The organism is Kitasatospora sp. NPDC002040 (assembly GCF_040296785.1).
Classification (GTDB): domain Bacteria; phylum Actinomycetota; class Actinomycetes; order Streptomycetales; family Streptomycetaceae; genus Kitasatospora.
Window position 1 is genome coordinate 890,492 of sequence record NZ_JBEOXV010000001.1, and the last position, 16,470, is coordinate 906,961.

Here is a 16,470-nt window from a genome sequence, read left to right on the forward strand (position 1 = left end):
CCGACATGCTGATCCCCCGTCGGGTCAAGCACCGCAAGCAGCACCACCCGAAGCGCCGCGGCGCTGCGAAGGGTGGCACCGAGCTCGCGTTCGGCGAGTACGGCATCCAGGCGGTCACCCCCGCCTACGTGACGAACCGGCAGATCGAGTCCGCTCGTATCGCCGTCACCCGTCACATCAAGCGTGGTGGCAAGGTCTGGATCAACATCTACCCGGACCGTCCGCTCACCAAGAAGCCTGCCGAGACCCGCATGGGTTCCGGTAAGGGTTCCCCCGAGTGGTGGATCGCCAACGTTCACCCGGGTCGGATCATGTTCGAGCTGTCCTACCCGAACGAGAAGATTGCTCGTGAGGCGCTCACCCGCGCTGCTCACAAGCTCCCGATGAAGTGCCGGATTGTCCGGCGCGAGGCAGGTGAGAGCTGATGTCGGCCGGTACCAAGGCTGCTGAGCTGCGCGAGCTGGACAACGAGGGTCTCGTTGCCAAGCTCCGCGAGGCCAAGGAGGAGCTGTTCAACCTCCGCTTCCAGGCGGCGACCGGGCAGCTCGACAACCACGGACGGCTCAAGCTCGTCCGTAAGGACATCGCGCGGATCTACACCCTGATGCGCGAGCGCGAGCTGGGCATCGAGACGGTGGAGAACGCCTGATGACTGAGAACACCACCAACGAGACGCGCGGTTTCCGCAAGACCCGTGAGGGTCTCGTCGTCAGCGACAAGATGGACAAGACCGTCGTCGTCGCCGTCGAGGACCGCGTCAAGCACGCTCTGTACGGCAAGGTCATCCGCCGTACGAACAAGCTGAAGGCGCACGACGAGGCCAACGCCTGCGGTATCGGCGACCGGGTCCTCCTCATGGAGACCCGCCCGCTGTCCGCGACGAAGCGCTGGCGCGTCGTCGAGATCCTCGAGAAGGCCAAGTAACGAAGCCGATGTGGTACGGCCGTATGTGCCCGGTGCAGCGATGCGACCGGGTGAGCAGCGGCCGGCCCGTCGACTCTCGTTGACGATCAGGAGAAAGCTGTGATCCAGCAGGAGTCGCGACTGCGTGTCGCCGACAACACTGGTGCCAAGGAAATCCTTTGCATCCGTGTTCTCGGTGGTTCCGGTCGCCGCTACGCCGGTATCGGGGACGTCATCGTCGCCACCGTCAAGGACGCGATCCCCGGTGGTTCGGTGAAGAAGGGTGACGTCGTCAAGTGCGTCATCGTTCGTACCGTCAAGGAGCGTCGTCGTCCGGATGGCTCGTACATCCGCTTCGACGAGAACGCCGCGGTCGTTCTCAAGAACACCGATGGTGACCCCCGTGGCACCCGCATCTTCGGCCCGGTGGGCCGCGAGCTGCGTGACAAGAAGTTCATGAAGATCATCTCGCTTGCGCCGGAGGTGCTCTAACCCATGGCGAACAGCATGAAGATCAAGAAGGGTGACCTGGTCCAGGTCATCACCGGCAAGGACCGCGGTAAGCAGGGCAAGGTCATCCAGGCCATCCCCGCCACCAACAAGGTCCTGGTCGAGGGTGTCAACCGGGTCAAGAAGCACACCAAGCCGGGTCCGGGCACCCAGGGCGGCATCATCACCGTCGAGGCCCCGGTTCACGTCTCCAACGTCCAGCTGGTCGTGGAGAAGGACGGCAAGAAGGTCGTCACCCGCGTTGGCTACCGCTTCGATGACGAGGGCAACAAGATCCGCGTTGCCAAGCGAACCGGTGAGGACATCTGATGTCTGAGACGACTGTTGAGAAGGTGACCCCCCGTCTCAAGGAGCGTTACAACTCCGAGATCAAGGGTCAGCTGCAGGAGGAGTTCTCGTTCGAGAACATCATGCTGGTCCCCGGCCTGGTCAAGGTCGTGGTCAACATGGGTGTCGGCGAGGCCGCTCGTGACAGCAAGCTGATCGAGGGCGCGATCCGCGACCTCACCGCCATCACCGGCCAGAAGCCGGCGGTGACGAAGGCTCGCAAGTCCATCGCGCAGTTCAAGCTGCGTGAGGGCCAGCCGATCGGCACCCACGTCACCCTTCGCGGTGACCGCATGTGGGAGTTCCTGGACCGTCTGGTGTCGCTGGCCCTGCCGCGTATCCGTGACTTCCGTGGCCTCTCCCCGAAGCAGTTCGACGGCCGTGGCAACTACACCTTCGGTCTGACCGAGCAGGTCATGTTCCACGAGATCGACCAGGACAAGGTCGACCGTCAGCGCGGTATGGACATCACCGTCGTGACCACCGCCCAGACCGACGACGAGGGCCGGGCGCTCCTGCGCGCTCTGGGCTTCCCGTTCAAGGAGGCGTAACTCATGGCGAAGAAGTCCCTCATCGCGAAGTCCGAGCGCAAGCCGAAGTTCGCTGTCCGCGGGTACACCCGCTGCCAGCGCTGCGGCCGTCCGCACTCGGTGTACCGCAAGTTCGGCCTCTGCCGTGTCTGCCTCCGTGAGATGGCGCACCGCGGCGAGCTGCCGGGCGTGACCAAGAGCTCCTGGTAACCCAGGCTCCGTCACACAGCGAATCAGCAGTGTGCCCGGCCCCACACGCCCCATTTTTGGGGTCCGTACGGTAATCCCGTAAGGTAGTGGGGTCGGGCCCCCTGTCGCGGCAGCCAGAGCTGTCCGCGACCCTCTTATGAGGGCTCGCACCCAGTCTTACTAACGCCGCAGGTCCCCTGCGTCTGTGCCCCTGTCCGCACTCCTCGCGAGTGCGGTGGGGGGACCTGGCGCGGAGAAACCACGGCGAGAGAGGCCTGAGGCCATCATGACCATGACCGACCCCATCGCAGACATGCTCACGCGTCTGCGTAACGCGAACTCGGCGTACCACGACACCGTGGCGATGCCGGCTAGCAAGATCAAGGCGCACGTCGCCGAGATCCTGCAGCAGGAGGGGTACATCTCCTCCTGGAAGGTTGAGGAGCCGCAAGAGAACGAGGTCGGCAAGAAGCTGACCATCGAGCTCAAGTTCGGCCCCAACCGTGAGCGCTCCATCGCCGGCATCAAGCGCATCAGCAAGCCGGGTCTGCGCGTTTACGCAAAGTCCACCAACCTGCCGAAGGTGCTCGGCGGCCTGGGCGTGGCGATCATCTCCACGTCCTCGGGTCTCCTCACCGACAAGCAGGCCGCCAAGAAGGGCGTAGGCGGAGAAGTTCTCGCCTACGTCTGGTAATTCGGGAAACGGAGGTACAGCAATGTCGCGCATTGGACGGCTGCCCATCCCGGTTCCCGCCGGCGTGGACGTCACCATCGATGGCCAGGCAGTCTCGGTGAAGGGCCCCAAGGGCTCCCTCACCCACGTTGTCGCCGCGCCGATCGAGATCGGCAAGGGCGAGGACGGCACCCTGCTCGTCACCCGCCCCAACGACGAGCGTCTGTCGAAGGCCCTTCACGGCCTTTCCCGCACGCTGGTGGCGAACATGATCACCGGCGTGACCGCGGGATACCGCAAGTCGCTGGAGATCAGCGGTGTTGGTTACCGAGTCGCAGCGAAGGGCTCCTCCATGGAGTTCCAGCTCGGCTACAGCCACCCGATCCTGATCGAGGCCCCGGAGGGCATCTCCTTCGTGGTCGAGTCGCCCACCAAGTTCCACGTGGACGGGATCGACAAGCAGCTGGTCGGCGAGGTTTCGGCCAAGATCCGCAAGCTGCGTAAGCCCGACCCGTACAAGGCCAAGGGCGTCAAGTACGCGGGCGAGGTTATCCGCCGCAAGGTCGGAAAGAGCGGTAAGTAAGCCATGAGTCTTTCTGTGAAGATCGGCAAGGGCAACGGCTACAAGAACGCTGCCCGCAAGCGCCGCGCCATCCGCGTTCGCAAGCGCGTCACCGGCACCGAGGTTCGTCCTCGTCTGGTCGTGACCCGCTCGAACCGCCACATGGTCGCCCAGGTCATCGACGACGCCAAGGGTCACACCCTCGCGTCGGCGTCCACCCTCGATGTTTCCATCCGTGGCAACGAGGGCGACAAGACCGAGCTGGCCAAGAAGGTCGGAGCCCTGGTCGCCGAGCGCGCCAAGGCCGCCGGCATCGAGACGGTTGTCTTCGACCGCGCGGGCAACCGTTACGCGGGGCGCATTGCCGCCCTGGCGGACGCTGCTCGTGAGGCCGGGCTCGACTTCTAAGCCGCTCGTCGGCTCAGTCGACGGACGTAATCGAGAGAGGTAATTCCAATGGCTGGACCCCAGCGCCGCGGTAGCGGCGCCGGCGGCGGCACCGGCGGTGGCGGCGAGCGGCGTGACCGTAAGCGCGACGACCGGGGCAACGCCCCCGCCGTCGAGAAGACTGCTTACGTTGAGCGTGTCGTTGCGATCAACCGTGTTGCCAAGGTTGTCAAGGGTGGTCGTCGTTTCAGCTTCACCGCGCTGGTCGTGGTGGGCGACGGTGACGGCACCGTAGGTGTTGGCTACGGGAAGGCGAAGGAGGTTCCGGCCGCCATCGCCAAGGGTGTTGAGGAGGCCAAGAAGAACTTCTTCAAGGTCCCCCGTATCCAGGGCACCATCCCGCACCCGATCCAGGGCGAGAAGGCCGCCGGCGTCGTGCTCCTGAAGCCGGCGTCCCCCGGTACCGGCGTTATCGCCGGTGGCCCGGTGCGTGCCGTCCTGGAGTGCGCCGGCGTTCACGACATCCTGTCGAAGTCGCTCGGCTCGGACAACGCGATCAACATCGTGCACGCCACCGTGGCTGCTCTGAAGGGCCTCGTGCGCCCCGAGGAGATCGCGGCCCGCCGTGGCCTGCCGCTGGAGGACGTGGCCCCCGCTGCTCTGCTCCGCGCTCGCGCGGCCGGGACCGCGGCGGTGAGTGCCTGATGGCTCGCCTGAAGGTCACTCAGACCAAGTCGTACATCGGCAGCAAGCAGAACCACCGTGACACCCTGCGTTCGCTCGGCCTGAAGCGGCTGAACGACACCGTGGTGAAGGAGGACCGCCCGGAGATCCGCGGCATGGTCCACACCGTTCGTCACCTCGTCACGGTCGAGGAGGTGGACTGAAATGGCTGACAACGCCCCGATCAAGATCCACAACCTGCGCCCGGCCCCCGGCGCCAAGACCGACAAGATCCGTGTCGGCCGTGGTGAGGGTTCCAAGGGTAAGACCGCAGGTCGTGGTACCAAGGGCACCAAGGCCCGCTACCAGGTTCCGCAGCGCTTCGAGGGTGGGCAGATGCCCCTCCACATGCGTCTGCCGAAGCTCAAGGGCTTCAAGAACCCGGCGCACAAGCAGTTCCAGGTCGTGAACCTGGAGAAGCTGGCCGAGCTCTACCCGCAGGGTGGCGAGGTCACCGTGGCCGACCTGATCGCGAAGGGCGCCGTTCGCAAGAACGAGCTCGTCAAGGTCCTCGGCACCGGCGACATCGCGGTTGCGCTGCAGGTGACGGTTGACGCCGTCTCCGGCTCCGCCGCCGAGAAGATCACCGCCGCCGGCGGTACGGTCACCGAGCTCCTCTGAGCTGGCTGACTTTTCCACGAGCCCCGTACCTCCCTCCTGGGAGGTACGGGGCTCGTGCTTTTCCTCGGTCGTATGTGGTGAAAAACGGGCATCCCGTCCCCCGTGCGTGGGGGAGGGGCTGTGCACGCTTCTTTCGGGTGGCCACACACTGTTAGAGTCCGTGGAGTTCCCTTGTAGGCTGCGCCCAGGCTTGCCTGGTGCCGTCCGGTTGCCGGACTCTCCAAGGGGCTGTACTCCCCACCCCCCATTCAGGACCGACCCTCCCGCCGACGACGTGCGGGAGGCGCAGGAGGCACCGTGCTCAGTGCGTTCGCGCGGGCGTTCCAGACGCCCGACCTGCGCAAGAAGCTGCTGTTCACGCTGGGCATCATGGTGCTGTTCCGGCTGGGCGCCCACGTTCCCGTACCGGGCGTCGACTTCGTCGCGGTCAACCAGTGCCTGAAGGACACTCCCAGTGGCCTGTTCGGCCTGGTGAACCTCTTCAGCGGTGGCGCGCTGCTGCAGCTGACGATCTTCGCGCTCGGCATCATGCCGTACATCACGGCCAGCATCATCCTCCAGCTCCTCACCGTCGTGATCCCGCGGCTCGAGGCGCTGAAGAAGGAGGGCCAGGCCGGTACGGCCAAGATCACCCAGTACACCCGCTACCTGACCATCGCGCTCGCCGTGCTCCAGGGCACCGGCATCGTCGCGACGGCCTCCAGCGGTGCCCTGTTCTCGGGCTGCCAGTACGCCAACCAGGTCGTGCCGGACCAGTCGGTCTTCCGGATCGCCACCATGGTGATCACGATGACCGCCGGCACCACGATGGTGATGTGGCTCGGTGAGCTGATCACCGACCGCGGCATCGGCAACGGCATGTCCATCCTGATCTTCACCTCCATCGCCTCCGGCTTCCCGGGCTCGATGTGGGCGATCAAGCTCTCGGGCAAGATCGGTGACGGCTGGGTCGAGTTCCTCAGCGTGATCGCGATCGGCGTGATCGTGGTGGTCCTGGTCATCTTCGTCGAGCAGGCCCAGCGCCGGATCCCGGTCCAGTACGCGAAGCGCATGATCGGCCGGAAGGCGTTCGGCGGGACCTCGACCTACATCCCGCTGAAGGTCAACCAGGCCGGTGTGATCCCGGTCATCTTCGCCTCGTCGCTGCTCTACATCCCGGCCCTGGTCGCCCAGCTGACGAACAGCCAGGCCGGCTGGGCCACCTGGATCCGCGACAACTTCGTCCGCGGTGACCACCCGATCTACATGGCCACGTACTTCGTGCTGATCGTGTTCTTCGCCTTCTTCTACGTCGCGATCTCCTTCAACCCCGAAGAAGTTGCCGACAACATGAAGAAGTATGGTGGCTTCATCCCGGGCATCCGGGCCGGCCGACCGACGGCCGAGTACCTTAACTACGTGCTGACCCGTATCACGTGGCCGGGGTCGCTCTACCTGGGCCTGATCGCGTTGATCCCGATGATCGCCCTGGTCGCCTTCAACGCGAACCAAAACTTCCCGTTCGGTGGCACCAGCGTGCTCATCGTCGTCGGTGTCGGACTCGAAACTGTGAAGCAGATCGAGAGCCAGCTCCAGCAGCGTAATTACGAAGGGTTCCTCCGCTGATGCGTATCGTCCTCGTCGGACCTCCCGGGGCCGGGAAGGGTACTCAGGCGCACGTCCTGGCCAAGACCCTGTCCATTCCCCACATCTCCACCGGAGACCTGTTCCGCGCCAACATCAGCCAGGGCACCCCGTTGGGGCTCGAGGCGAAGGCGTACATGGACGCGGGTCGTCTGGTACCGGATGAGGTCACCATCGGGATGGCCAAGGACCGGATGTCGCAGCCCGACGCCGGCAACGGCTTCCTGCTGGACGGATTCCCCCGGAACCTCGGACAGGCCAAGGCCCTGGACGAGATCCTGGTCGAGTTCGGCATCGCCCTCGACGGCGTGCTGGACCTGGAGGTCCCCGAGGACGAGGTGGTCAAGCGGATCGCCGGTCGCCGGCTCTGCCGCAACGACGGGGGCCACGTGTTCCACGTGGTCTACAACCCGCCGAAGGCCGAGGGCGTCTGCGACGAGTGCGGTGGCGAGCTGTACCAGCGCTCGGACGACACCGAGGCGAAGGTGCGGACGCGGCTGGAGGTCTACCACACGGAGACCGAGCCGATCATCGAGTACTACAACCAGCAGGGCCTGCTGGTCACCATCCCGGCGCTGGGCAAGGTCGACGAGGTGACCGAGCGCGCAGTGGCCGCGCTGGAGAGCAAGAAGAGCAGCTGAGACCGACGAGACGGCCGGGACACCCCGCAGGGGGAGTCCCGGCCGTCTCGGCGTCGTACGGTGGACAGGCAAGCAGTACGGCCCCCCGGCAAGGCCCGGACGGGCATTCGGACAGTGGAAGGCGTGGACCAGATGGTGGAGATCAAGACCCCCGAGCAGATCGCGAAGATGCGGGTGGCCGGGCTGGTCGTCGCCGAGGCGCTCAAGGCGGCCCGCGAGGCGGTGCAGCCGGGCGTCACCACGCAGGAGCTGAACGACATCGCGGCCAAGGTGATCGCCGACCACGGCGCGACCTCCAACTTCCGCGCGGACCACGGCGGGCTCTGGTTCCCCGGTGTGATCTGCGCCTCCGTCAACAACGAGGTGGTGCACGGCATCCCGGGCGACCGAGTGCTGGTCGAGGGTGACGTGATCTCGATCGACTGCGGCGCGATCGTCGACGGCTGGCACGGCGACGCCGCGATCACCGTGGCGGTCGGCGAGGTCGCGCCCGAGGTGGAGATGCTCAGCCGGGTGACCGAGGGCTCGATGTGGGCCGGCATCGCCCAGATGAAGAAGAACAACCGGCTGGTCGACGTCTCCAAGGCGATCGAAGGCTTCATCCGCCGCCAGCCGCTGCCCCCCAAGGGCAAGTGGGGCATCACCGAGGGGTACGGCGGCCACGGCATCGGCACCGCGATGCACATGGAGCCGCACGTGCTGAACTACGTCGAGCGCGGCCGCGGCAAGGGCCCGAAGCTCATCCCCGGCACCGTGCTGGCGATCGAGCCGATGGTCTCGCTGGGCACCCCGCACACCACCGTGCTGGAGGACGACTGGACGGTCGTCACCAACGACGGCACCTGGGCCTCGCACTGGGAGCACTCGGTCGCGATCACCGAGCAGGGCCCGCTGGTGCTGACCGCCTTCGACGGCGGCAAGGCGGAGCTGGCCAAGCTGGGCGTGGTGGCGGCGCCGGACCCGCTGGGCTAGCACAGCCGTCCGGCCGGGGTTGACGGGCCGTCAAGGACCTGGAGGTTTCGTCCTCCAGGTCCTTTGTCCTATTTTTAGGAGCTGACAACGGCTTCGAAGGGACCAGCAAGTGCTCAAGGGATTCCGCGACTTCATGATGCGCGGCAACGTGATCGACATGGCGGTCGGTGTCGTCATCGGCTCGGCCTTCACCGCGGTGGTGACCGGCTTCGTGGCGGCCTTCCTCACCCCGCTGGTCGGCGTGGTGGTCGGCGCGGCCGGCGACTTCCGCTCATACAGCTTCGACGTGGTCGGGGTCACCTTCCCGTACGGCCAGTTCCTGAACGTGCTGATCGCGTTCCTGCTGACCGCTGCCGTCCTCTACTTCTTCGTGGTGCTGCCGGTCACCAAGGCGACCGCCCGCTACCTGCCGAAGAAGCCGAAGGTCACCAAGCGCCCGTGCCCCGAGTGCCTGACCGAGATACCGGAGGCGGCCCGCCGCTGCTCGGCCTGCACCGCGCACGTCGAGCCGCTGATCCCGGTGGCGCTCTAGCCCGTTTTGGTCCGGGACCGGGCGGTGGCGTACGATGGACCGTCGGCTCACTCGTAGCGTGCTTCAGCGCGCCCTCTGCCCGGTCGGGCAGTGGTGAACCCAGGTTCGCACGAGCGTGCCGCATACGGTAGCCGTCCCCGGAAGGTGGATCTCGCAGTTCATGGCAAAGAAGCAAGGCGCCATTGAGATCGAGGGCACCGTGATCGAGTCTCTTCCGAACGCCATGTTCAGGGTTGAGCTGCAGAACGGTCACAAGGTCCTCGCGCACATCAGCGGCAAGATGCGGATGCACTACATCCGTATCCTCCCGGACGACCGCGTGGTCGTTGAGCTCAGCCCTTACGACCTGACTCGCGGTCGGATCGTCTACCGGTACAAGTAAGCAACTGCCAGATCTAGACCCGGAGTACCTGAATCATGAAGGTCAAGCCGAGCGTCAAGAAGATCTGCGACAAGTGCAAGGTGATCCGCCGTCACGGCCGGGTCATGGTGATCTGCGACAACCTGCGCCACAAGCAGCGCCAGGGCTGAGCAGCTTCACCCCGCATTTCTCGTAAGTCTTTGCGTGAGCACTGCCTCGCGCGACGCAGAACATCGTCATAAGCGGGCTACCCGATCCGTCCTCGCGGACGGACTGCCACCCCCGGTCAGAGGCCGGGGCTCCCACACCGAGAGGTGTCGGAGTAGGTAGCACGTCAGACCTCTGAAGAAAAACAGGAGCCTTGAATGGCACGCCTCGCAGGCGTTGATCTCCCGCGTGAGAAGCGCATCGAGATCGCCCTCACCTACGTCTACGGCATCGGTCGCACCCGCGCGCAGCTCGCGCTCGCGGAGACCGGCGTGAACCCGGACATCCGGGTCCGCGACATCACCGAGGACGACCTGGTCAAGCTCGGCCAGTACATCGACGCGAACTTCGAGGTCGAGGGTGACCTCCGCCGCGCGGTTGCCGCTGACATCCGCCGCAAGGTCGAGATCGGCTGCTACGAGGGTCTGCGCCACCGTCGGGGTCTCCCCGTCCGCGGCCAGCGCACCCACACCAACGCGCGTACCCGCAAGGGCCCGCGTCGCGCGATTGCCGGCAAGAAGAAGCCGGGCAAGAAGTAGTCCGCCCGTTAACCGGACTTCCCTCCGGCCCGCGGGTTAGCGGACCGACCACCTCAGTAGGAGAACAGACTTATGCCCCCCAAGGGTCGTCAGGCTGCCGGCGCGAAGAAGATCCGCCGCAAGGAAAAGAAGAACGTCGCTCACGGCCACGCGCACATCAAGAGCACGTTCAACAACACCATCGTTTCGATCACCGACCCCTCGGGCAACGTGATCGCCTGGGCCTCCGCCGGTCACGTCGGCTTCAAGGGCTCGCGCAAGTCCACCCCGTTCGCCGCGCAGATGGCCGCCGAGTCGGCCGCTCGCCGCGCGCAGGAGCACGGCATGCGCAAGGTTGACGTCTTCGTCAAGGGTCCGGGCTCCGGCCGCGAGACCGCGATCCGCTCCATCCAGGCCACCGGCCTGGAGGTGGGCTCGATCCAGGACGTCACCCCCACCCCGCACAACGGCTGCCGTCCGCCGAAGCGCCGCCGCGTCTGACGCAGCGCCTTCGGGCAGCTCGGTGTTTTAAACCGCGTACGGGGTCCTGTTTCTGACGGGACCCCGTACGCTGGTTCTGTTCGGCATCAAATAGTGGGTGCCGAGTTCCAACTGGAGGATCTGAAAACATGCTGATCGCTCAGCGCCCCTCGCTGACCGAAGAGGTCGTCGACGAGTTCCGCTCGCGGTTCGTGATCGAGCCGCTCGAGCCGGGCTTCGGCTACACCCTCGGCAACTCGCTCCGCCGCACGCTCCTCTCCTCGATCCCCGGTGCCGCTGTCACCAGCATCCGGGTCGACGGTGTCCTGCACGAGTTCACCACCGTGCCGGGCGTCAAGGAGGACGTCACCGACCTCATCCTCAACATCAAGCAGCTGGTCGTCTCCTCGGAGCACGACGAGCCGGTCGTGATGTACCTGCGCAAGCAGGGCCCGGGTGTGGTCACCGCCGCCGACATCGCGCCCCCGGCCGGTGTCGAGGTGCACAACCCCGAGCTGGTCCTCGCCACGCTCAACGGCAAGGGCAAGCTGGAGATGGAGCTGACCGTCGAGCGCGGTCGCGGCTACGTCTCCGCCGTGCAGAACAAGGCTTCCGGCCAGGAGATCGGCCGGATCCCGGTCGACTCGATCTACAGCCCCGTGCTGAAGGTCACCTACAAGGTCGAGGCCACCCGTGTCGAGCAGCGGACCGACTTCGACAAGCTCATCGTCGACGTCGAGACCAAGCCCGCCATGCGCCCGCGTGACGCCATGGCGTCGGCCGGCAAGACCCTGGTGGAGCTGTTCGGTCTCGCCCGCGAGCTGAACATCGACGCCGAGGGCATCGACATGGGCCCGTCCCCGACGGACGCCGCCCTGGCCGCCGATCTCGCCCTGCCGATCGAGGAGCTCGAGCTCACCGTTCGGTCGTACAACTGCCTCAAGCGCGAGGGCATCCACACCGTGGGTGAGCTCGTGGCCCGCTCCGAGGCCGACCTGCTCGACATCCGCAACTTCGGTGCGAAGTCGATCGACGAGGTCAAGGCGAAGCTGGCCGGCATGGGCCTGGCGCTCAAGGACAGCCCGCCCGGGTTCGACCCGACCGCCGCCGCCGACGCCTTCGGCGCCGACGACCTGGACGACGCGGGTTACGCGGAGACCGAGCAGTACTAAGAGTTTGGACGGGGCGGCCCCTCGGGGCCGCTCCTGTTCGATGAAGGAAAGCCGTACCGGCAACAGTGCCGGTACGCCCGTCCCGGTACCTGATACGGCCGGGTTCGGAGATACAAGGAGCAATCATGCCCCGTCCCACGAAGGGCGCCCGCCTCGGCGGCGGCCCGCACCACGAGCCGCTGCTGCTCGCCGGCCTGTGCCGCGAGCTGTTCACCTACGGCCGCATCACCACGACCGAGGCCAAGGCCCGTCGGATGCGCCCGCTGGCCGAGCGTCTGATCACCAAGGCCAAGGCCGGTGACATCCACAACCGTCGCATCGTCCGCAAGACGATCACCGACGTCTCCGTGCTGCACACCCTCTTCACCGAGATCGCGCCGCGCTACGAGAACCGCCCGGGTGGCTACACCCGTATCACCAAGATCGGTCCCCGTCGTGGCGACAACGCCCCGATGGCCGTGATCGAGCTGGTCGAGGCGCTGACCGTCGCGCAGACCGCCGTCGGCGAGGCCGAGGGCGCCACCAAGCGCGCCGTCAAGGAGGCCGACGCCAAGGTCGAGGCCACCGAGGCTGCCGAGACCGAGGTCGTCGCCGACGAGGTCGAGGCCGACAAGGCCTGACACCTCTAGGTGTTCGTTCGGGCCCGCTTCCCTTCCCGGGGAGCGGGCCCGTTCCTTCTTTTCTGGAGTGGATGTGCTGAACGACTGCGCCGAGCAGCCCCCGGTCAAGGACGGTCCGGCGGAGGGCCGGGTCCGGATCCGGCTCGACCTCGCCTACCAGGGCGCCGAGTTCTCCGGCTGGGCCCGCCAGCGCGGCCGGCGCACCGTCCAGGAGGAGCTGGAGAGCGCGCTGCAGGTGGTCACCCGCAACCCCGAGCCGTTCGCCCTCACGGTGGCGGGCCGGACCGACGCGGGGGTGCACGCCCGGGGCCAGGTCGCGCACGTCGACCTGCCGGTCGAGCTCTGGGCCGAGCACGGCGAGAAGCTGCTCCGGCGGCTGGCCGGGCGGCTGCCCGCCGACGTCCGGGTGTACCGGCTGACCGAGGCGCCGGCGGGCTTCGACGCCCGGTTCGCGGCGATCTGGCGCCGGTACGCCTACCGGGTGGCCGACCACCAGGGCGGGGTGGACCCGCTGCTGCGCGGGCACGTGCTCTGGCACGACCGGCCGCTGGACGTCGAGAAGATGAACGAGGCGGCCCGACTGCTGCTCGGCGAGCACGACTTCGCCGCGTACTGCAAGAAGCGCGAGGGCGCGACCACCATCCGCACCCTGCTCGAACTGCACTGGGACCGCGTCCCGGCGGACCCGTACGCGGCCCAGGAGGGCACCCTGGCGGTCGCCACGGTGCGGGCGGACGCGTTCTGCCACAACATGGTGCGCGCGCTGGTGGGCGCCATGCTGCTGGTCGGCGACGGGCACCGGCCGGTGGAGTTCCCCGGCCAGGTACTGGCGGGCCGGGTGCGGAACTCGGCGGTCAACGTGGTCCGGCCGTACGGGCTGACGCTGGAGGAGGTCGGCTACCCGGCCGACGACCAGCTGGCCGAGCGGAACCGGCTGGCGCGGCGGATGCGGACCCTGCCCGGGGTGGTCGGCTAAACGGTTTGGGCCGACCGCCCGGGCCTTGGCACAATTCCCGGCATGGGACACGTCGAGATTTCGCACCTTGAGTACTACCTGCCGGACGGACGGGTGCTCTTCGACGACGCGTCCTTCCGGGTCGGCGAAGGGTCGGCCGTCGCACTGGTCGGCGCCAACGGGGCCGGCAAGACCACGCTGCTGCGCATGATCGCGGGGGACACCCAGCCGCACGGCGGCTCGGTGACGGTGAGCGGCGGGCTCGGCGTGATGCGTCAGTTCGTCGGCACCACCGGCCGCGAGGACCAGCGGGAGACCCCGGGCGCGCTGGCCGCCGACGCCTCGGTCCGGGACCTGCTGGTCTCGGTGGCCCCGACCCGGATCGCGCACGCCGCCAAGGCGGTGGACGCCGCCGAGCTGGCGATGATGGCGCAGGACGACGAGAAGTCGCAGATGGCGTACGCCCAGGCGCTGGCCGACTGGGCCGACGCGGACGGCTACGACTACGAGACGGTCTGGGACGTCTGCACCATGGCCGCGCTGGGGATGCCGTTCGACCGGGCCCAGTTCCGCGGCCTCAACACCCTCTCCGGCGGCGAGCAGAAGCGCCTGGTGCTGGAGGCGCTGCTGCGCGGCCCCGAGGAGGTGCTGCTGCTGGACGAGCCGGACAACTACCTGGACGTCCCGGGCAAGCGCTGGCTGGAGGAGGCGATCAAGGCCACCTCCAAGACCGTGTTGTTCATCTCACACGACCGCGAGCTGCTCTCCACCTGCGCCGACAAGATCATCAGCGTCGAGTCCGGCGCGGCCGGCAGCAGCGTCTGGGTGCACGGAGGCGGCTTCGAGTCCTTCCACGAGGCCCGCAAGGACCGGTTCGCCCGGTTCGAGGAGCTCGGCCGCCGCTGGGACGAGGAGCACGCCAAGCTGAAGAAGCTGGTGGTGAACCTCCGTCAGGCCGCCTCGATCAGCCACGCGCTGGCCACCCGCTACGCGGCCGCGCAGACCCGGCTGAAGAAGTTCGAGGAGGCCGGCCGGCCGGAGGAGCCGCCGCGCGAGCAGTCCATCTCGATGCGGCTGAAGGGCGGCCGCACCGGCGTCCGGGCGCTCACCATCGAGCAGCTGGAGCTCACCGGCCTGATGAAGCCCTTCGACCTGGAGGTCTTCTACGGCGAGCGGGTCGGCGTGCTGGGCTCGAACGGCTCCGGCAAGTCGCACTTCCTGCGGCTGCTCTCGGGCGACTCGACCGTCAACCACACCGGCACCTTCCGGCTCGGCGCCCGCGTGGTGGCCGGCCACTTCCGGCAGACCCACGCCCACCCGGAGCTGCTCGGACGGACCGTCAGGTCGATCATCGAGGAGGAGCACGCGCTCAGCCGCGGCGCCGCGATGGGCGCACTGCGCCGGTACGAGCTGGACCGCCAGGAGGAGCAGAAGTTCGAGTCGCTCTCCGGCGGGCAGCAGGCCCGGCTGATGATCCTCAAGCTGGAGCTCACCGGCGTCACCGCGCTGCTCCTGGACGAGCCGACGGACAACCTGGACCTGGAGAGCGCCGAGGCGCTCCAGCAGGGTCTGGAGGCCTTCGACGGCACCGTGCTGTGCGTCACCCACGACCGCTGGTTCGCCAAGACCTTCGACCGTTTCCTCGTTTTCGGGGCCGACGGACGGGTCTACGAGTCCACCGAACCGGTCTGGGACGAGACCCGCGTGCAGCGCGACAGGTGAGCGTTTTTGACCCGTACGGACCCGGCCGGTAGGCTGGGCCCTTGTTGTGCGTATTGGCTCGCTCCATCTCACGTGAGAGGTCGGTACGCCGGAGATACCAGGCCGATGACCAGCGGCTCCCACTTGAATTGCGTCCAAGCGGGACCAGGCTGATCTCTCGCCCCAGGTGCTCCTGTCAGGACTCACTCACTGAAAAGCGAAGGCTACGACCGTGCGTACGTACAGCCCCAAGCCCGGCGACGTCCAGCGTCAGTGGCACGTCATCGACGCGCAAGACGTTGTGCTCGGCCGCCTGGCCTCCCAGGCCGCCAACCTCCTCCGGGGCAAGCACAAGGCGATCTACGCGCCGCACGTTGACACTGGTGACTTCGTCATCATCATCAACGCGGACAAGGTGCACCTGTCGGGTAACAAGAAGACCCAGAAGATGGCGTACCGCCACAGCGGCTTCCCGGGCGGTCTCCGCTCGGTCCGCTACGACGACCTCCTGGACAAGAACCCGGAGAAGGCCGTCGAGAAGGCCATCAAGGGCATGATCCCCAAGAACAGCCTGGGCCGCCAGATGCTCTCCAAGCTGAAGGTCTACTCGGGCGACCAGCACCCGCACGCTGCGCAGCAGCCGGTGCCGTTCGAGATCACCCAGGTCGCGCAGTAATTCCGGCCACCAAGCCCCATCACTGAGAAGCTGAGGAACACCGTGGCCGAGACTGCCATCGAGAACACCCTTGAGGTCGACTTCGACGAGACCGTCGAAGAGTTCACCTCCGAGGAGAGCTACACCTCCGAGTCGCTGGCCGGCCGCTTCGGCGAGGCCATCCCCGGCGCCGGCCTCGGCCGTCGCAAGGAGGCCATTGCCCGCGTCCGGATCGTTCCGGGCACCGGCAAGTGGAAGATCAACGGTCGCACCCTGGAGAACTACTTCCCCAACAAGGTGCACCAGCAGACCGTGAACGAGCCCTTCAAGCTCCTCGAGCTCGACGGCCGTTACGACGTTGTCGCCCGCATCTCGGGTGGCGGCGTCTCCGGTCAGGCCTACGCGCTGCGCCTCGGCGTCGCCCGTGCGCTGAACGAGGCGGACGTGGACAACAACCGCGCCGCGCTCAAGAAGGCCGGCTTCCTCATGCGTGACGCGCGTGCCGTCGAGCGCAAGAAGGCCGGTCTCAAGAAGGCCCGTAAGGCCCCGCAGTACAGCAAGCGCTAATCACCCCACCGGGGGGCGTACCATCGCGATGGTTCGCACCC

At 67.0% G+C, this 16,470-nt stretch carries 27 protein-coding genes; all 27 read left to right on the plus strand.

The genetic code is table 11. The annotated features are described in order from the left end of the window. Positions 1-5: 5 nt before the first annotated feature. Positions 6-425 (plus strand): 50S ribosomal protein L16, encoded by a 420-nt coding sequence (gene rplP, locus ABT118_RS04310; RefSeq protein ID WP_184918570.1) that lies wholly within the window; start codon positions 6-8, stop codon positions 423-425. After that, on the plus strand, positions 425-649 hold the full coding sequence (gene rpmC / locus ABT118_RS04315; RefSeq protein ID WP_030055825.1) for a 50S ribosomal protein L29: 225 nt from the start codon (positions 425-427) through the stop codon (positions 647-649). Before rplP ends, rpmC begins: the two co-directional genes overlap by 1 nt. Further along, positions 649-924, plus strand: a complete 276-nt coding sequence (gene rpsQ, locus ABT118_RS04320; protein WP_057231327.1) for a 30S ribosomal protein S17 — start codon at positions 649-651, stop codon at positions 922-924. The genes rpmC and rpsQ overlap by 1 nt, the downstream gene beginning before the upstream one ends. A gap of 99 nt (positions 925-1,023) precedes the next feature. Beyond that, positions 1,024-1,395 carry a 50S ribosomal protein L14 gene (rplN, locus tag ABT118_RS04325; protein WP_030263487.1) on the plus strand — a complete coding sequence of 124 codons (372 nt, stop codon included), beginning with the start codon at positions 1,024-1,026 and terminating at the stop codon, positions 1,393-1,395. Positions 1,396-1,410: 15 nt separating this feature from the next. Further along, entirely contained in the window at positions 1,411-1,722 is a 312-nt protein-coding gene (rplX, locus tag ABT118_RS04330) for a 50S ribosomal protein L24 (RefSeq protein WP_057231325.1), read from the plus strand. Continuing rightward, complete coding sequence (gene rplE, locus ABT118_RS04335; protein ID WP_350644795.1) at positions 1,722-2,291, plus strand: 50S ribosomal protein L5; 570 nt, start codon at positions 1,722-1,724, stop codon at positions 2,289-2,291. Before rplX ends, rplE begins: the two co-directional genes overlap by 1 nt. Before the next feature lie 3 nt (positions 2,292-2,294). Next, positions 2,295-2,480, plus strand: coding sequence for a type Z 30S ribosomal protein S14 (locus tag ABT118_RS04340; RefSeq protein ID WP_104816571.1), 186 nt, complete (start codon positions 2,295-2,297; stop codon positions 2,478-2,480). Between the two features lie 265 nt (positions 2,481-2,745). Beyond that, positions 2,746-3,153 (plus strand): 30S ribosomal protein S8, encoded by a 408-nt coding sequence (gene rpsH / locus ABT118_RS04345; RefSeq protein ID WP_073924300.1) that lies wholly within the window; start codon positions 2,746-2,748, stop codon positions 3,151-3,153. 22 nt (positions 3,154-3,175) lie between these two features. Further along, a complete protein-coding gene (rplF, locus tag ABT118_RS04350; protein WP_057231316.1) occupies positions 3,176-3,715 on the plus strand; it encodes a 50S ribosomal protein L6 in 540 nt (179 codons plus the stop codon). 3 nt (positions 3,716-3,718) lie between these two features. Then, on the plus strand, positions 3,719-4,102 hold the full coding sequence (rplR, locus tag ABT118_RS04355) for a 50S ribosomal protein L18 (RefSeq protein ID WP_344459728.1): 384 nt from the start codon (positions 3,719-3,721) through the stop codon (positions 4,100-4,102). A gap of 48 nt (positions 4,103-4,150) precedes the next feature. Beyond that, positions 4,151-4,786, plus strand: coding sequence for a 30S ribosomal protein S5 (gene rpsE, locus ABT118_RS04360; protein WP_057231312.1), 636 nt, complete (start codon positions 4,151-4,153; stop codon positions 4,784-4,786). Then, the gene (gene rpmD / locus ABT118_RS04365) at positions 4,786-4,968 is read left to right on the plus strand and encodes a 50S ribosomal protein L30 (protein WP_014136270.1); all 183 of its coding nucleotides are present in this window, start codon (positions 4,786-4,788) and stop codon (positions 4,966-4,968) included. The genes rpsE and rpmD overlap by 1 nt, the downstream gene beginning before the upstream one ends. A 1-nt stretch (position 4,969) precedes the next feature. Then, positions 4,970-5,425, plus strand: a complete 456-nt coding sequence (gene rplO, locus ABT118_RS04370) for a 50S ribosomal protein L15 (RefSeq protein ID WP_350644797.1) — start codon at positions 4,970-4,972, stop codon at positions 5,423-5,425. A 297-nt stretch (positions 5,426-5,722) separates the two neighbouring features. Further along, the gene (gene secY / locus ABT118_RS04375) at positions 5,723-7,030 is read left to right on the plus strand and encodes a preprotein translocase subunit SecY (RefSeq protein WP_350644798.1); all 1,308 of its coding nucleotides are present in this window, start codon (positions 5,723-5,725) and stop codon (positions 7,028-7,030) included. Beyond that, positions 7,030-7,689, plus strand: a complete 660-nt coding sequence (locus tag ABT118_RS04380; protein ID WP_350644799.1) for an adenylate kinase — start codon at positions 7,030-7,032, stop codon at positions 7,687-7,689. The genes secY and ABT118_RS04380 overlap by 1 nt, the downstream gene beginning before the upstream one ends. Before the next feature lie 132 nt (positions 7,690-7,821). Then, positions 7,822-8,661 (plus strand): type I methionyl aminopeptidase, encoded by an 840-nt coding sequence (gene map, locus ABT118_RS04385; protein WP_350645110.1) that lies wholly within the window; start codon positions 7,822-7,824, stop codon positions 8,659-8,661. 109 nt (positions 8,662-8,770) lie between these two features. After that, positions 8,771-9,193, plus strand: a complete 423-nt coding sequence (mscL, locus tag ABT118_RS04390; protein WP_350644800.1) for a large conductance mechanosensitive channel protein MscL — start codon at positions 8,771-8,773, stop codon at positions 9,191-9,193. 160 nt (positions 9,194-9,353) lie between these two features. Further along, a complete protein-coding gene (infA, locus tag ABT118_RS04395; RefSeq protein WP_014047798.1) occupies positions 9,354-9,575 on the plus strand; it encodes a translation initiation factor IF-1 in 222 nt (73 codons plus the stop codon). A 35-nt stretch (positions 9,576-9,610) separates the two neighbouring features. Further along, positions 9,611-9,724, plus strand: a complete 114-nt coding sequence (gene rpmJ, locus ABT118_RS04400; protein ID WP_003956441.1) for a 50S ribosomal protein L36 — start codon at positions 9,611-9,613, stop codon at positions 9,722-9,724. A 195-nt stretch (positions 9,725-9,919) separates the two neighbouring features. Continuing rightward, positions 9,920-10,300: a 30S ribosomal protein S13 gene (gene rpsM, locus ABT118_RS04405; protein WP_350644802.1), complete on the plus strand. Its 381-nt coding sequence runs from the start codon at positions 9,920-9,922 to the stop codon at positions 10,298-10,300. Between the two features lie 72 nt (positions 10,301-10,372). Next, positions 10,373-10,780: a 30S ribosomal protein S11 gene (gene rpsK / locus ABT118_RS04410; RefSeq protein WP_350644803.1), complete on the plus strand. Its 408-nt coding sequence runs from the start codon at positions 10,373-10,375 to the stop codon at positions 10,778-10,780. A gap of 128 nt (positions 10,781-10,908) precedes the next feature. Continuing rightward, the gene (locus tag ABT118_RS04415; protein ID WP_030232516.1) at positions 10,909-11,931 is read left to right on the plus strand and encodes a DNA-directed RNA polymerase subunit alpha; all 1,023 of its coding nucleotides are present in this window, start codon (positions 10,909-10,911) and stop codon (positions 11,929-11,931) included. A 125-nt stretch (positions 11,932-12,056) separates the two neighbouring features. Beyond that, on the plus strand, positions 12,057-12,551 hold the full coding sequence (rplQ, locus tag ABT118_RS04420; RefSeq protein WP_350644805.1) for a 50S ribosomal protein L17: 495 nt from the start codon (positions 12,057-12,059) through the stop codon (positions 12,549-12,551). A gap of 73 nt (positions 12,552-12,624) precedes the next feature. Further along, positions 12,625-13,527: a tRNA pseudouridine(38-40) synthase TruA gene (truA, locus tag ABT118_RS04425; RefSeq protein WP_350644806.1), complete on the plus strand. Its 903-nt coding sequence runs from the start codon at positions 12,625-12,627 to the stop codon at positions 13,525-13,527. 42 nt (positions 13,528-13,569) lie between these two features. Beyond that, complete coding sequence (locus ABT118_RS04430) at positions 13,570-15,228, plus strand: ABC-F family ATP-binding cassette domain-containing protein (RefSeq protein WP_350644808.1); 1,659 nt, start codon at positions 13,570-13,572, stop codon at positions 15,226-15,228. Positions 15,229-15,439: 211 nt separating this feature from the next. Then, positions 15,440-15,883: a 50S ribosomal protein L13 gene (rplM, locus tag ABT118_RS04435; RefSeq protein ID WP_184918591.1), complete on the plus strand. Its 444-nt coding sequence runs from the start codon at positions 15,440-15,442 to the stop codon at positions 15,881-15,883. 30 nt (positions 15,884-15,913) lie between these two features. After that, positions 15,914-16,429: a 30S ribosomal protein S9 gene (gene rpsI / locus ABT118_RS04440; protein WP_221504372.1), complete on the plus strand. Its 516-nt coding sequence runs from the start codon at positions 15,914-15,916 to the stop codon at positions 16,427-16,429. Positions 16,430-16,470 lie beyond the last annotated feature (41 nt).

Coding starts and splice junctions, on each gene's coding strand:
- ABT118_RS04415 (WP_030232516.1), top strand. CDS start 10,909: ATGCTGATCGCTCAGCGCCCCTCGCTGACCGAAGAGGTCGTCGACGAG.
- rplO (WP_350644797.1), top strand. CDS start 4,970: ATGGCTGACAACGCCCCGATCAAGATCCACAACCTGCGCCCGGCCCCC.
- rplE (WP_350644795.1), top strand. CDS start 1,722: ATGTCTGAGACGACTGTTGAGAAGGTGACCCCCCGTCTCAAGGAGCGT.
- ABT118_RS04380 (WP_350644799.1), top strand. CDS start 7,030: ATGCGTATCGTCCTCGTCGGACCTCCCGGGGCCGGGAAGGGTACTCAG.
- rpsQ (WP_057231327.1), top strand. CDS start 649: ATGACTGAGAACACCACCAACGAGACGCGCGGTTTCCGCAAGACCCGT.
- ABT118_RS04340 (WP_104816571.1), top strand. CDS start 2,295: ATGGCGAAGAAGTCCCTCATCGCGAAGTCCGAGCGCAAGCCGAAGTTC.
- rplX (WP_057231325.1), top strand. CDS start 1,411: ATGAAGATCAAGAAGGGTGACCTGGTCCAGGTCATCACCGGCAAGGAC.
- rpsH (WP_073924300.1), top strand. CDS start 2,746: ATGACCATGACCGACCCCATCGCAGACATGCTCACGCGTCTGCGTAAC.
- rpmD (WP_014136270.1), top strand. CDS start 4,786: ATGGCTCGCCTGAAGGTCACTCAGACCAAGTCGTACATCGGCAGCAAG.
- ABT118_RS04430 (WP_350644808.1), top strand. CDS start 13,570: ATGGGACACGTCGAGATTTCGCACCTTGAGTACTACCTGCCGGACGGA.
- rplR (WP_344459728.1), top strand. CDS start 3,719: ATGAGTCTTTCTGTGAAGATCGGCAAGGGCAACGGCTACAAGAACGCT.
- rpsM (WP_350644802.1), top strand. CDS start 9,920: ATGGCACGCCTCGCAGGCGTTGATCTCCCGCGTGAGAAGCGCATCGAG.
- rpmC (WP_030055825.1), top strand. CDS start 425: ATGTCGGCCGGTACCAAGGCTGCTGAGCTGCGCGAGCTGGACAACGAG.
- infA (WP_014047798.1), top strand. CDS start 9,354: ATGGCAAAGAAGCAAGGCGCCATTGAGATCGAGGGCACCGTGATCGAG.
- rpmJ (WP_003956441.1), top strand. CDS start 9,611: ATGAAGGTCAAGCCGAGCGTCAAGAAGATCTGCGACAAGTGCAAGGTG.
- map (WP_350645110.1), top strand. CDS start 7,822: ATGGTGGAGATCAAGACCCCCGAGCAGATCGCGAAGATGCGGGTGGCC.
- rplQ (WP_350644805.1), top strand. CDS start 12,057: ATGCCCCGTCCCACGAAGGGCGCCCGCCTCGGCGGCGGCCCGCACCAC.
- rplP (WP_184918570.1), top strand. CDS start 6: ATGCTGATCCCCCGTCGGGTCAAGCACCGCAAGCAGCACCACCCGAAG.
- rpsE (WP_057231312.1), top strand. CDS start 4,151: ATGGCTGGACCCCAGCGCCGCGGTAGCGGCGCCGGCGGCGGCACCGGC.
- rpsK (WP_350644803.1), top strand. CDS start 10,373: ATGCCCCCCAAGGGTCGTCAGGCTGCCGGCGCGAAGAAGATCCGCCGC.
- rplF (WP_057231316.1), top strand. CDS start 3,176: ATGTCGCGCATTGGACGGCTGCCCATCCCGGTTCCCGCCGGCGTGGAC.